Annotated in this window: 15 protein-coding genes; all 15 read left to right on the top strand. The window is 47.1% G+C overall.

Annotation, left to right across the window (positions count from 1 at the left end):
- Positions 1-55: 55 nt before the first annotated feature.
- Positions 56-1414 carry an acetyl-CoA carboxylase biotin carboxylase subunit gene (gene accC, locus AC58QO_RS11690; protein ID WP_497265566.1) on the top strand — a complete coding sequence of 453 codons (1359 nt, stop codon included), beginning with the start codon at positions 56-58 and terminating at the stop codon, positions 1412-1414.
- A 147-nt stretch (positions 1415-1561) separates the two neighbouring features.
- Positions 1562-1975 (top strand): Asp23/Gls24 family envelope stress response protein, encoded by a 414-nt coding sequence (locus tag AC58QO_RS11695; protein ID WP_497265568.1) that lies wholly within the window; start codon positions 1562-1564, stop codon positions 1973-1975.
- Between the two features lie 85 nt (positions 1976-2060).
- On the top strand, positions 2061-2621 hold the full coding sequence (gene amaP / locus AC58QO_RS11700) for an alkaline shock response membrane anchor protein AmaP (protein WP_436237207.1): 561 nt from the start codon (positions 2061-2063) through the stop codon (positions 2619-2621).
- Positions 2622-2635: 14 nt separating this feature from the next.
- The gene (locus AC58QO_RS11705; protein ID WP_068661991.1) at positions 2636-2863 is read left to right on the top strand and encodes a DUF2273 domain-containing protein; all 228 of its coding nucleotides are present in this window, start codon (positions 2636-2638) and stop codon (positions 2861-2863) included.
- 119 nt (positions 2864-2982) lie between these two features.
- Positions 2983-3444 (top strand): transcription antitermination factor NusB, encoded by a 462-nt coding sequence (nusB, locus tag AC58QO_RS11710; protein WP_497265571.1) that lies wholly within the window; start codon positions 2983-2985, stop codon positions 3442-3444.
- 62 nt (positions 3445-3506) lie between these two features.
- Entirely contained in the window at positions 3507-4373 is an 867-nt protein-coding gene (gene folD / locus AC58QO_RS11715; RefSeq protein ID WP_497265573.1) for a bifunctional methylenetetrahydrofolate dehydrogenase/methenyltetrahydrofolate cyclohydrolase FolD, read from the top strand.
- Positions 4374-4380: 7 nt separating this feature from the next.
- Positions 4381-5751 (top strand): exodeoxyribonuclease VII large subunit, encoded by a 1371-nt coding sequence (gene xseA, locus AC58QO_RS11720; protein WP_497265575.1) that lies wholly within the window; start codon positions 4381-4383, stop codon positions 5749-5751.
- A complete protein-coding gene (xseB, locus tag AC58QO_RS11725) occupies positions 5738-5989 on the top strand; it encodes an exodeoxyribonuclease VII small subunit (RefSeq protein ID WP_497265577.1) in 252 nt (83 codons plus the stop codon). Before xseA ends, xseB begins: the two co-directional genes overlap by 14 nt.
- A gap of 1 nt (position 5990) precedes the next feature.
- A complete protein-coding gene (locus tag AC58QO_RS11730; RefSeq protein ID WP_497265579.1) occupies positions 5991-6899 on the top strand; it encodes a polyprenyl synthetase family protein in 909 nt (302 codons plus the stop codon).
- 114 nt (positions 6900-7013) lie between these two features.
- Entirely contained in the window at positions 7014-8906 is a 1893-nt protein-coding gene (gene dxs, locus AC58QO_RS11735; protein WP_497265581.1) for a 1-deoxy-D-xylulose-5-phosphate synthase, read from the top strand.
- A gap of 32 nt (positions 8907-8938) precedes the next feature.
- A complete protein-coding gene (locus AC58QO_RS11740) occupies positions 8939-9769 on the top strand; it encodes a TlyA family RNA methyltransferase (protein WP_497265583.1) in 831 nt (276 codons plus the stop codon).
- A gap of 103 nt (positions 9770-9872) precedes the next feature.
- Positions 9873-10325 (top strand): hypothetical protein, encoded by a 453-nt coding sequence (locus tag AC58QO_RS11745; RefSeq protein WP_497265585.1) that lies wholly within the window; start codon positions 9873-9875, stop codon positions 10323-10325.
- Between the two features lie 2 nt (positions 10326-10327).
- Positions 10328-10777, top strand: coding sequence for a transcriptional regulator AhrC/ArgR (gene ahrC / locus AC58QO_RS11750; RefSeq protein WP_497265587.1), 450 nt, complete (start codon positions 10328-10330; stop codon positions 10775-10777).
- 15 nt (positions 10778-10792) lie between these two features.
- Complete coding sequence (gene recN / locus AC58QO_RS11755) at positions 10793-12520, top strand: DNA repair protein RecN (RefSeq protein ID WP_497265589.1); 1728 nt, start codon at positions 10793-10795, stop codon at positions 12518-12520.
- Between the two features lie 117 nt (positions 12521-12637).
- On the top strand, positions 12638-13978 hold the full coding sequence (gene spoIVB / locus AC58QO_RS11760; RefSeq protein WP_497265590.1) for a SpoIVB peptidase: 1341 nt from the start codon (positions 12638-12640) through the stop codon (positions 13976-13978).
- The last annotated feature ends 3 nt before the right edge of the window (positions 13979-13981 follow it).

A 13981-nucleotide genomic window follows, 5' to 3' on the forward strand; every position in this document is an offset into this window, starting at 1 on the left:
AGCTTAGGCTGATAACGCAAGCTTTTCTTACGAAGAGCGCTTAGGAGGGCATATCATGAAATTCCATAAAATTCTTATTGCGAACCGTGGTGAAATTGCGGTTCGTATTATCCGAGCATGCCGTGAGCTAGGCATCTATACGGTTGCTGTCTACTCGGAAGCAGATCGCGATGCCTTGCATGTTCGTCTTGCGGATGAAGCTTATTGCATCGGTCCGACAGCATCCAAAGACAGCTATTTGAACTTCACCAACTTGATGAGCGTGGCCACGTTAACGGAATGCGACGCTATCCATCCAGGATACGGCTTCCTAGCTGAGAATGCTGACTTCGCAGAAATTTGTGAGAGCTGCAATATCACCTTCATCGGACCTTCACCTGACGCTATCTCCCGGATGGGGGATAAGGCCGTTGCGAAGCAAACGATGAAGGAAGCGAGAGTTCCGATTATTCCGGGCTCTGACGGTTTGGTTGAGGATATTGACGATGCCGTGGTTATCGCACGCGATATCGGGTACCCCATTATAATCAAAGCGACAGCAGGCGGCGGAGGCAAAGGTATCCGTATTGCAGAGAACGAGGAAACACTTGTTCAACAGATTACGGCTGCTCAGCAAGAAGCACAGAATGCTTTTGGAAATGCAGGTATCTACTTAGAGAAGTACTTAACAGGCATGAAGCATGTTGAGATCCAAATCCTTGCTGATAAGCATGGCAATGTTGTTCACTTAGGCGAACGTGATTGCTCTGTACAACGTCGGAGACAGAAGCTTGTTGAAGAAGCGCCTTGTCCGATTCTAACAGAAGAGACGCGTAAAGCGATGGGGCAAGCAGCTGTACGTGCAGCGAAGGCAGTGAATTATTCCGGTGCGGGTACGCTTGAATTCCTATTAGGACCAGACGGTAATTTTTACTTTATGGAAATGAACACGCGGATCCAAGTTGAACACCCTGTAACCGAGATGATTACGGGCATCGATATTATCCAAGAAATGATTCGCGTTGCTGAAGGCAACCCGCTGTCATTCCGCCAAGAAGATGTCCGCATCAATGGCTGGGCGATTGAGTGCCGCGTTAATGCAGAAGATCCGAATCGGAACTTCATGCCGTCCCCAGGGCAAGTGAAATTCTATTTGCCGCCAGGTGGATTCGGCGTACGTGTAGACAGCGCGGTTTATCCAGGATATACGATTCCGCCACATTATGACTCCATGATTGCTAAGCTCATTGTTTGGGGAAGCACACGTGAAGAGGCGATTAATCGCATGAAAAGAGCGCTCAATGAGTTCGCGGTAGATGGTGTGAACACGACGATTCCTTTTCATTTGAAGCTGCTTGAGCACAAGAAGTTTATCAAGGGTGACCATGATATTAAGTTCTTGGAAGAGCACGATGTGAACGATCCAGAATCGTAGACAAACATTTGTCATATTTTTGCCAAAATGGTATACTAATAAATTAAGATGGCTTATCCCATTCATACTAGCGCCACAATTTTTGGCGCAAAACTTTTTAAGCTTACGAAGTAAGTTTGCTCCACAAACTTTTTAGGAGGTGCCACAATGAGCACAATCGCTCCGGATTACGTCAAGACAGACATGGGCAGCATCCAGATTGCCCCCGAGGTTATCGAAATCATTGCCGGTTTGGCAACGGTGGAAGTGCAAGGTGTAGCGGGGATGAGTGGCGGATTAGCTGGCGGCATTGCTGAATTACTTGGACGCAAGAATTTGTCCAAAGGCGTAAAGGTAGAGGTCGGACAACGTGAAGCTGCCATTGACGTCTCCATCATTATCGAATACGGCAATCGTATTCCTGAAGTTGCGAATGATATTCAGAACAATGTGAAGCAAGCGATTGAATCAATGACAGGTCTAAATGTTGTTGAAGTAAACGTCCATATTCATGATGTTCATTTCAAGCAGGCGGATAAACCGATTGACGAAGAACCAGCGGCTGCCCATCGTGTGAAATAGGCGGTAAAGCTGAGCCATATGGATCAATTGAAACCCCCTACAGGTTGCAGGGGGTTTCCTCTAACTTAGGAAGGGGACAAGCGTAGTGGGTAAAATTGTGGACAGGCTCTTGCTGCTTTTCTATAGCCTGATTATTTTCGTCGCATCGATCTTTGTATTGTTCACAGCATCTAGCTGGATCCCACTCGATCAAGCAAGTCAAACGCTTAGTCATTTTTATTACGAGAAGAGCTACGCGTATCCGGGCATTATCATCAGCTTAATTATGCTGCTGATCTCCGTACGTTTCTTGATCGTAACACTTCGTCGCGGACGTTCCCAGGCACCGTCGATTGATCAACGCACTGATTTTGGCGATATCCGTATCTCCATCGAAACAGTTGAGAATCTATCCCTGAAAGCCGCGGGTCGCACGAAAGGCGCGAAGGATCTGCGTGCACGAGTTAGAGTGAATCAATCCGGGCTGGAAATTACAATTAGAACCATTGTAGATGGGGAAAGCTCGATTCCGGAACTGACTGAAGATATGCAAGGTACAGTGAAAAGTTACATAGAAGAAATTACCGGTATTCCTGTAGCTTCCGTTACCGTATTCGTAGCGAACATCGTGCAATCTGCCCCAACGTTTAAAAGCCGAGTCGAATAGAGGTGAATCCACATATGTGGAATGAACTATGGGAATTCCATAGGGGCAAAGTAATCGGAGTGACAGCGGGTATTTTCTTCGGTTTTATTTATTTGTTTTTTGGTTTTTGGGATATGTTGATCTTTGGATTCATTGTACTTGTAGGTTTTTATGTGGGTAATAAGCTGGATCGTAAGGAAAGTTTCGTCATGTTAGAAGACATTTGGCGCTATCTCACACAAAAATGGAGAATGTTTCGCTAAAATCCCTGGTTCAACCATGGATTTTTTTGTTTGGATTGGCTCCATTTTGACGTATACTAGGAGAAAGAGTTTTTAGGAGAAGGTCGTTTTGCAGGAGCGAAACGCTTAGGAGGAACAGGATGAAACGCAGAATTGCACGTGAAATTGCTATACAAAGCTTATACCAAATCCAAATGAATGAGGCTACGCCTGAGGAGGCAGTTCAAACCGCGATTCATGAAGCCGAACATGACAACGAATCGCAGTTGGATTTCTCCGGGGATAAGATAGATCCTGTTTACATTATTGAACTTGTTGAGGGTACTTACAAGAACAAGGTAAGCATTGACGAGTTGTTGGAAGAGTATCTGAAGGGCTGGGCAATGGACAGGCTGTCTCGAATTGATCGGGAAGTGCTGCGCCTAGGTGCTTACGAGATGCTGTATCGCGATGATGTGCCACCGAAGGTTGTTGTCAATGAAGCCATCGATTTGGCCAAGCATTATGGAACTGAGGAATCAGGGAAATTCGTGAATGGAGTCCTTGGGAAAATGATTAAAGAAATCGACGAGCTGAAAGAAAAAGTTCTGCGTACTCAATAATCACCATGCAATTTCATTTTCATATAGGTATGGCTTAATAGGCTAAGGGGGAAATAATTAAGATGTCAGCACAAGTAATTAATGGGAAAGAACTCGTGAGCTCCATTCGTGAGGAAATCAGATCTGACGCAGCTCATCTTACAGCACAGGGAAACCAACCAGGTCTTGTCGTTGTTATTGTTGGTGAAGACCCAGCTTCTCAAGTCTATGTAAGAAACAAAGCGAAAGCTTGTGATGATGTAGGCATCTATTCCGAAGTACACCGCCTGCCTGAGCAGACGACACAAGAAGAATTAATCGCACTTATCCATACTTTTAATCAAAATAGTCGGATCAACGGTATTCTTGTTCAATCACCGCTGCCTAAGCATATCGATGAAGAAGCAGTAGTTGACGAAATTGACCCAGCGAAGGATGTAGATTGCTTCCATCCCGTGAATGTTGGTAACCTGATGATCGGGAAAGATGGCATGAAGCCGTGCACCCCGCATGGTGTCATTGAAATTCTCAAACGGACTGGCGTTGACATTGCTGGGAAGCATGCTGTCGTTGTAGGCAGAAGTAATATCGTGGGTAAACCGATGGCGATGTTGTTATTGCGTGAGCATGCAACCGTATCCGTCGTTCATTCGCGCACGCCTAACATGGAAGAGATCACGAAGCAAGCTGATATTCTCGTCGTAGCCGTAGGTAAAGCCCACTTGATTAAAGCGAATCACGTGAAACCTGGCGCAGTCGTCATTGATGTTGGGATGAATCGTCCGGCAGACGGCAAATTAACGGGGGATGTTGATTTTGAAGCTGTAAAAGAGGTTGCAAGCGCGATTACACCTGTACCTGGTTGCGTAGGTCCAATGACGATTACCATGCTGCTTCGCAATACAGTTGATGCGGCTAGCCGCGCAGCTAAAGCGAATGTGAGCGTATAATCAGCTTATGGCGAGAAACGAGACCAAGATTTTATCGGTTAAGGATTTAAACCGTTATATTAAGCTGTTGCTGGAAGGAGATTCGCGTCTCCAAGATGTGTGGGTGCGAGGCGAAATCTCGAACTTCACCCATCATTCTAGTGGTCATATGTATTTTACGCTGAAGGATGCAGACGGTCGCCTGAAAAGCATTATGTTTGCTTCCCATAACCAGAAGCTTGGATTTATCCCGAAAGAGGGCACGAAAGTGATCGCTCGCGGGAATATTTCTGTTTATGAGCGAGACGGTGCTTATCAATTCTATGTAACGGCGATGCAGCCTGATGGCATCGGCAGCTTGTATTTGGCGTTCGAGCAGCTGAAAAAGAAGCTCGAAGGCGAAGGGCTCTTCGCGCCTGAGCGCAAGAAACCGATTCCTCGGTTTCCGCGCGCCATTGGCGTGATCACCTCCCCGACGGGGGCCGCCATTCGTGATGTCATCATCACGCTGCAACGGCGCTTCCCGTCGATCCCGATCTTGCTGTACCCTGTCCTCGTACAGGGTACACAGGCGGCGCCTTCGATCGTCAAGGCGATTGAAGCCATGAACCGGCTCGGTGAAGCCGACGTGCTCATCGTGGGCCGCGGCGGCGGCTCACTGGAAGAGCTGTGGGCCTTCAACGAGGAAATCGTGGCGCGGGCTATCGCAGCCTCCACGATTCCGATCATCTCAGCCGTCGGCCACGAGACGGACTTTACGATCGCCGACTTCGTCGCCGATCTGAGAGCGCCGACGCCTACGGCGGCGGCCGAGCTCGCGGTGCCGCACCACCTCGAGCTGAAGCAGCAGCTATCGCAGCAGGCACAGCGCCTGCATTACGGACTGCTGCAGCAGCTGCGCCGCAAGCAGGAACGTCTGGAGCGCGCGAAGCGCTCGCCGTTCCTGACGAACCCCCGCAGGCAGCTGCTGATGCAGCCTGCGGAGCGCCTCGACCGGCTGGCGGAGCAGCTCGGTTACCGCATCCGTCAGCGCCTAACGGAGTTGGCGCAGCGTCGATTGAAGCTGGAGCGTCGCTTATCCAGCTTCAATCCAACCGAGCAGGCCGTGATGGCGAGACGTCGTTTGGACACGTCCAAACGTCAGATGCTCACGGCCATGCAGACCCTCCTGCGCGCGAAGAAGCAGGAGTGGCAGTCAGGCGTCCGCCATTTGGACGCCCTCAGCCCGCTGAAGGTCATGCAGCGGGGCTACAGCCTTGCCTATGACGAGCAGGAGAAACAGCTCGTTCGTTCGGTCGCACAGGTGAAAATTGGTGATCGTTTATCCATACGTCTTAAGGACGGTAAAATACAATGTCAAGTTTCGGGGATGGAGGCGAACATGGATGTCAGCAAGTGAAACAGAAGTAAGCTTTGAACTGGCGATCGAGCAACTGGAGCGCATCGTAAGCCAACTGGAAAGCGGCGATGTGCCGTTAGAGAAGGCGATTGAACTGTATCAAGAAGGCGTGAGACTCTCCCATTTATGCGGTGTTAAACTCGAGCAAGTGGAGAAGAAAATTGAGATGCTGGTTGAAGGGGAAGCTGGGGTAACACGAAAGCCTTTCCAGCCTGTCTTGGAAGATAAGGGGAATTAGTTTGAATAACACAACGTCTAACATCCATACCTATATCGCTTCCCATGCTGAATTGGTCGAAGCCGCATTACGACAGTCGTTACCTTCGGCCTGGGATGTCCCAGCTTCACTTCGTGAGTCAATGGACTATTCCCTGATGGCAGGCGGCAAACGTCTGCGTCCCATAATGGTCCTCGCAGCTGCCGAGGCGCTTGGGGGCTCGCTTGAGGCTGCTATGCCTGTGGCCCTAGCCATTGAATTAGTACATACCTATTCCTTGGTGCATGATGATCTTCCAGCGATGGACAACGATGATTACCGCAGAGGTAAGTTAACGAATCATAAAGTATATGGCGAGGCGATGGCTATTCTAGCTGGCGACGCGCTGCTTACGCACGCCTTCTTTAGTGTTGCCCAAGCGCACAAAAAGTTCGGTGTTCCTGCTGAACGCGTGCTGGCAATAACCGAAGAACTTGCTGTATTAGCAGGTGCTCGCGGGATGGTTGGCGGGCAGGCTGCAGATATGCTTGGTGAACAAGGTCTGACGAAGCTGGAAGAGCTAACTTATATTCATACGCACAAAACAAGTGATCTTATTGTTTTCTCCTTGCGTGCGGGCGGACATATTGCGGGAGCGACTGAAGCACAGTTGGAAGCGCTCAGTGAATTCGGTCATGCATTAGGGCTTGCTTTTCAAATTCAGGATGATATTTTGGATATTATCGGTGACGAGGCGAAGCTTGGTAAGCCTGTGAAGAGTGATGAGAAGCAGCAAAAGGTCACATTCCCTTATTTTATCGGCATGGAAGCTTCTGAACAGAAGGTGCAAGAACTGACGTGTCAAGCGAAGGAAGCCTTGCTTCGGTCCAATATTGCCAACCCGGAGAGACTGCTGCAGATCGCAGATTACTTGATGAAAAGGGATCACTAAACGAAAAATGACGGGGATCCCTTCTTTTCGACAGGTAGTTTTATACGATTTACCCAATTCTATGATATAATGGTGAAATCTCAGTATTTTCACATTGAAAGTGAGGAAACAAGCGTGCTGCTCGAACAAATCAATCGGCCTGCGGATTTGAAGCGGTTATCCTTGACGGAACTTGAAGACTTGGCAGGAGAAATCCGTCAATTTCTAATTGAAAAGCTTTCCGTTACAGGTGGTCATCTGGCCCCGAACTTAGGCGTGGTTGAACTCACAATTGCCTTACACACCATGTTTCACAGCCCGTATGATAAACTGATTTTTGATGTGGGTCACCAAGCGTATGTGCACAAAATTCTAACTGGACGCAAAGATAAGTTTGATACTTTGCGCAAATATAAGGGGCTTTGCGGTTTTATTAAGCGTTCCGAAAGTGAACATGATGTCTGGGAAGCTGGACATAGCAGTACATCACTGTCTGCTGCCATGGGTATGGCAATGGCGCGTGATCTCAAAGGCGAACATAATAAAGTTGTAGCCATCATTGGTGATGGTGCGCTTACTGGCGGCATGGCGCTTGAAGCGATGAATCATATTGGTCACGAGAAGAAGAATATTACGGTCATTCTGAATGACAATGAGATGTCTATTGCGCCCAATGTAGGGGCTCTTCATAATTATTTAAGTAAAATTCGTTCCGATCGTCATTATCTGAAAGCCAAAGAAGAAGTTGAACACTTACTGAAGAAAATTCCTGCCATAGGCGGAACGCTGGCCAAAACAGCGGAGAAGCTGAAGGATAGTCTTAAATATTTCGTTTTGAATGGTGTATGGTTTGAGGAGCTAGGCTTTACATATATCGGACCCGTTGATGGACATAATCTGCAAGTTCTTATGGAGACGTTGAAGCAGGCTGAGAAGGTTGCAGGACCAGTGCTGATCCATGTCGTTACGACAAAAGGGAAAGGCTACAAACCAGCTGAGAATGATTCACATACTTGGCATGGCTTAGGGCCTTACAAAATGGAGTCTGGTCAAGTTCTCAAGTCATCTGGACCGCCGATGTATACACAAGTTTTCGGTGATACACTTATCGAGCTTGGAGAGAAGGATTCCCGTGTAGTGGCAGTTACTCCTGCGATGCCTGGCGGATCTGGATTGTTGAAATTTGCGAAGCAATTTCCGAATCGCATGATTGACGTAGGGATTGCCGAGCAGCATGCGGCTACCTTGTGCGCAGGCTTGGCAAGCGAAGGCTTAAAACCTGTTTTTGCCGTTTACTCAACGTTCCTGCAGCGTGCGTATGATCAAGTTGTTCATGATATTTGCCGACCTAATTTGAATGTGACCTTTGCGATTGACCGCTCAGGCTTTGTTGGCCCAGACGGCGAGACACATCAAGGGGTTTATGATATTTCATTTTTGCGCACAATTCCGAACATGGTCTTAATGATGCCCAAGGATGAAAAAGAGCTGCGTGACATGATGCAGACGGCTCTCGAATATAACGATGGTCCGATTGCCTATCGATATCCGCGCATTAATGGCACAGGTGCCAGTATTGATGAGGCACCTACAGCGATTCCAATTGGAACTTGGGAAACCGTTCGCGAAGGCGATTATGCCGCTGTACTTGCCGTGGGACCTATGGTTCAAGTTGCTGAAGAGGCAGCTGCACAGCTGGCACAGGAAGGCATTGAACTTCGCGTTGTGAACGCAAGATTTATTAAGCCCTTGGACGAAGCTTATTTACTGCAATTAGCTAAGGAATCCATGCCTTTGATCACGATGGAAGAAGGCTCGATCCAAGGTGGCTTCGGCAGTGCCGTTCTTGAATTCTACGCAGAGAAGCGTATTGTTGGTTTACAAGTGGAGCTGATGGGGATTCAAGATTACTTCGTTGAGCATGGCAGTGTGCCAGAACAGCGCGAAGAGGTAGGATTGACCGTTCATCATCTTATTACAGAAGTGAAGAAGCTAGTGCCGCGTAAGGTCCTCCGGGCTAAGGTCTAGTAACCGATTTGAATAGGAGCAACACATCATATATGTCATCGGATAAAGAACGGTTAGACTTATTGCTGCTAGAACAAGGGTATTTCGAGAGCAGAGAAAAGGCAAAGGCCGCCATTATGGCAGGCCTTGTTTTTGCGGATGAAGAGCCAGTTGATAAAGCTGGCATGAAGATAAGCCGGAAAGCCGTGCTCAAAGTAAAGGGTGCACTTCATCCATACGTAAGTCGTGGCGGGCTTAAGCTTGAAAAGGCGTTAAAGCAATTCGAAATCGACTTGCAAGGTGCAGTGATGTTAGATATCGGGGCGTCCACTGGTGGTTTTACGGATTGTGCGCTGCAAAACGGGGCTGCTTCTGTCTACGCCGTCGATGTCGGCTATAACCAATTGGATTGGTCGCTGCGCAATGATGAGCGTGTTCATGTGATGGAGAGAACGAATTTCCGTTACACGAAATTGGAAGATTTGAACGGTCCGAGACCGACCTTTGCTAGTATTGATGTTTCATTCATTTCACTGCGTATTATTTTGCCCCCATTGAAGGAAATCTTAGGCGATCAAGGGCACGTAGTTGCACTGATTAAACCGCAATTTGAAGCTGGCCGAGAGAAAGTCGGGAAGTCTGGTGTTGTCCGCGATACGGACGTACACATTGACGTGCTTACAACAGTGCTCACCTTTGCGGAGCAGCTTGGCTTTCGCTTGAAGGGGCTGACCTACTCGCCAATAACCGGCGGGGAAGGGAATATTGAATTCCTTGCTTACTGGGCTAGTAACGAGGGGGAAGAGTCGCTGGCCGCGCCTTCTTCAATTAAAGAACGTATTGCAGAGACGGTGAAAGCTTCGCAGAAATTACATGGAAAATAAACTCATCTTTGAGAACGCCTTTTGCGGCCCTGAGATGGGTTTTTTCACTTAAAACAAAGGATTTTCCTTCTGAGCTCGCGAATACTATGGCGAGGTGAAGGACATGGAACAAGGCGATGTTAAAGTCATTTTGTTAATCCTGATCGGAATTGTGAGTATCGTCATCTGGCGATTTCAGAAGTGGACAGCGGGTTCAACTCGAAGACGAGGGCGGATACCAAGGCATGGAAATGTTCCTGCAGATGACGTAGTTGAACTGCTAGAAGCTGCGGGCTTCGATGTGCTTGCAGGCAAGACCAAAATCCCGATTACCATGACAGTAGGCGAGAGGGATCAGCTCGAAAGCCGCTTATTTATTGATTATTTTGTGCAAAAGGAAGATGATGTTTATCTTGTGAAAGTGGCGAGAGAACGCAAGCCGCTTGAGATGACAGGGAGCGCTGTACGTGACATGCTGCTGCCCTACACCCTCATTTATCCTGAGGCACAGGGTATCCTTTACGTTGATATGACCGTAAATAAAATCAAAAAAATCACATTTCACATAGAGGTGTAAGGATGAAGGGTCAAAGGCATGTAAAAATCAGAGAAATTATTACAAATCATGAGATCGAAACACAAGATGAATTGGTTGAAGCGCTGCGCGCGGCTGGCTTTCATGTGACACAAGCAACGGTTTCTCGGGATATTAAAGAATTACACTTAATTAAAGTCCCTCTCGACGATGGCAGATATAAATATTCCATGCCTGCAGATCAGCGGTTTAATCCTATGCAGCGGCTGCGTAGAGCTTTAAGTGATCATTTTGTAAGCGTGGATTATACAGATAATTTGGTCGTCATGAAATGTTTGCCTGGCACAGCGAATACGATTTGCGCTTTAATTGACAACTTGGAATGGAACGGCGTCATGGGAACCATCTGTGGTGATGATACGATTCTAGTGATTTGCCGCGGGAAAGAAAATAGCGTAACTTTTGTAAATGAAGTCATGTCCTTATTATCATAATATCAGGAGGCGTTCATGCTTACAGAGCTTTCGATTCGTAATTTGGCTGTTATTGAACATGTGCACATTCGGTTTAAGACAGGCTTTCACGTTCTGACAGGGGAAACGGGTGCCGGGAAATCTATCATCATAGATGCGTTAACACTGATTGTCGGCGGTAGAGGTTCATCGGAATTGGTTCGCTACGGTGCGGATAAAGCGGAGATTGAGGCGATGTTTGACTTACCTGCTTCACATCCGGTTTGGCATACGCTTACAGAGCTTGGGATTGAGGCAGACGCCTCGGAGCATCTCATTATTCGTCGAGAAATTACGGCAACGGGCAAAAGCTCAAGTCGGATTAATGGTCAGCTTGTGAATATGACGATGCTGCGCAAAACAGGGGAATGGCTCGTCAATATTCATGGTCAACATGAGCATCAGTCACTTCTGCATGTGGACGAGCATATTCACTCGCTTGATTTATTCGGAGATGCTGAGATTGAGTCAGCAAAGTCAGCATATCAAGCAAGCTATGATCAATATATGAAGCTCCAGAAGGAGCTTAACGATCTGCAGGAGACAAGCAAGCAGGCGTTGCAAATGTTAGATCTGTATCGTTTTCAAATCGACGAAATTTCGTCAGCTAAGCTCAAAATCGGTGAAGATGAGAGCTTAGCTGAAGAGAAACGGAAGCTAGCGAATGCTGAGAAGCTGTATCAAAATACGACCGAAGCTTATGATTTTCTCTATGCAACGAATCGGGGACTAGATGCTGCGGGTAAAGCTGTTTCACGTCTACAGGATATTGTGCAGCTAGATCCGACGAACCTGAATCCGATTTTGGAACAAGCGCAGTCAGCCTTTTATCAATTGGAAGATGCTGCTTATCAGATTAGAGATTACCGTGACGGCATTGAATTCAATTCATCCCGATTAGATTATATCGAAGGGCGATTAGATACGATTACGTCTCTTCGACGGAAATATGGAGAGAATATTAAAGAGATCCTAAGCTACCTAGAGAAGATCAAGAATGAAGTCGATACGATTGAAAATAAAGATGAAATTATACGTAAATTAGAGGACAAGCTTATTCTTGCTGAGAAGCAAGTCGGTGTTCATGCCTTGGATCTATCCAACCTGCGCAAAAGCATCGCGAGTGATCTTTCTGCTCAAATTGAACACGAATTGCGTGATCTTCAAATGGAACGCACACAGTTCCGCGTGCAAATTGCCCATATCATCGATGATCGAGGCGTAGAGGTTGATGGGAACAAGGTGCGATTTAACAGACAAGGCATTGATCAAGTTGAGTTTCTCATGGCCCCTAACCCAGGAGAACCGCTGCGTGGACTTAGTAAAATTGCCTCAGGCGGAGAGCTCTCTCGTATTATGCTCGCAATGAAAGCTATTTTTGCACGTATTGACCAAATTCCTGTACTTGTTTTCGATGAGGTTGATACGGGGGTAAGCGGGCGCGCGGCACAAGCGATTGCTGAGAAAATGTCCGTTCTTTCGCAGAGCTGTCAAGTATTCTCCATTACTCATTTACCACAGGTTGCCAGCTTTGCTGATGTTCATTTCTATATTCGGAAAGAAGTGGATCACGAAAGGACTTTCACGCGGGTTCAAGATATGCCAGATGCTGGTCGGATTGAAGAGCTTGCGAGGATGCTTGGCGGGGTAGAAGTCACTGAAACAACGCTGCATCATGCGGGAGAAATGCTTGCCATGGCAAAAAATAAGAAAGCAAGGGCATGAATGTATAGATAGTCATCATTTACAGTTATAAAAGAGGGGGACTGGGGTTAACTTATAGGTACGCAATTGACGAGTTGATCGTCAGGGCTCAAGGAATTTTGAAGGAGCGTGTTGATAGTGCAATCCAACAAAAGAAAAAGATTGTTCGGACTCTTGCTCGTCTTCTTCGTTTGCTTGGTCAGTATGTCCTCGCCTTTTCAGAGCTTTGCCTCCTTTCCACAAGAACTCCGATTGTTCAGCGGGCAAGGGAAGCAGCTTCAGTTAACGATGCCGGTCAGTGCCCAAGTCACGGTCAAGGATACGGATATTGTAAAGGTAAATGGCAACGCCGAGCACTCATTTCAAGTTAATTTAAACGAACCCATTTCTTTGCAATCCGATCATTCCGGACAAACGGAAATGAAGCTCAAGCTGTTCGGGGCCATTCCGATCAAGACCGTCAAAGTGAATGTCGTACCTGATTTAAAAGTGATCCCAGGGGGCCAAACGATCGGTGTGAAAATTAAGTCAGCCGGTATTTTGGTAGTAGGTCATCATTTGGTGACTGTTGCCTCAGAGCAAAAAGTTTCACCAGGGGAAGAAGCCAAAATTCAAGTCGGCGATTTAATTATGAAAATCAATGGCAAGGACTCAAGGGATGTTAGCAAGGTCGCGGAGCTAGTGGCGAAATCAGGCGAAAGCAAGAATCCGCTTGTTCTGCAAATTTTACGAAATAATCAAGAACTTGTTGTCAAGCTGCAGCCTGTCTATGACATCGTAGATAAGTCCTACCGCTTAGGACTGTACATTCGCGATTCCGCGGCAGGTGTGGGGACATTAACCTTCTATGCACCGGATCAAGGCGTCTATGGGGCTCTTGGACATGTCATAACCGATATGGACACTCAGACACCGATCGTTGTAGGCGATGGCGATATCGTGTATTCGAACGTGACGTCCATTTCCAAAAGTCATAACGGCGATCCTGGCGAGAAGCATGCTACGCTGTATAAAGATAGTAAAGTTATCGGTAATATTGAACGCAACACGGCTTTCGGTATTTTCGGTAAAATGTATGGTGCTCCTGATCACAGTTTAGATAAAGAGGCGATTCCTGTTGCTTTCGCAGAAGAAGTGAAAGAAGGACCAGCGCAAATTTATACGGTGCTTGAGGGGCAGAAGGTGGAAAAGTTTGATATCCAAGTCGTACATGTATCCAAACAAGATGTTCCGGGTACTAAAGGTATGGTAATCAAAATTACGGATCCACGTTTATTAGAAAAAACGGGTGGCATTGTACAGGGGATGAGCGGCAGTCCAATTATCCAGAATGGTAAATTGATCGGAGCGGTCACCCATGTGTTTGTGAATGATCCGACAAGCGGCTATGGCTGCTTCATTGAATGGATGCTGCAGGACTCTGGAATTATCCTTCGGCCTACATCAGGAAACACGAACAAAGAGCTAAAGGTGAGTTAATAC

The organism is Paenibacillus sp. J31R30 (assembly GCF_059692115.1).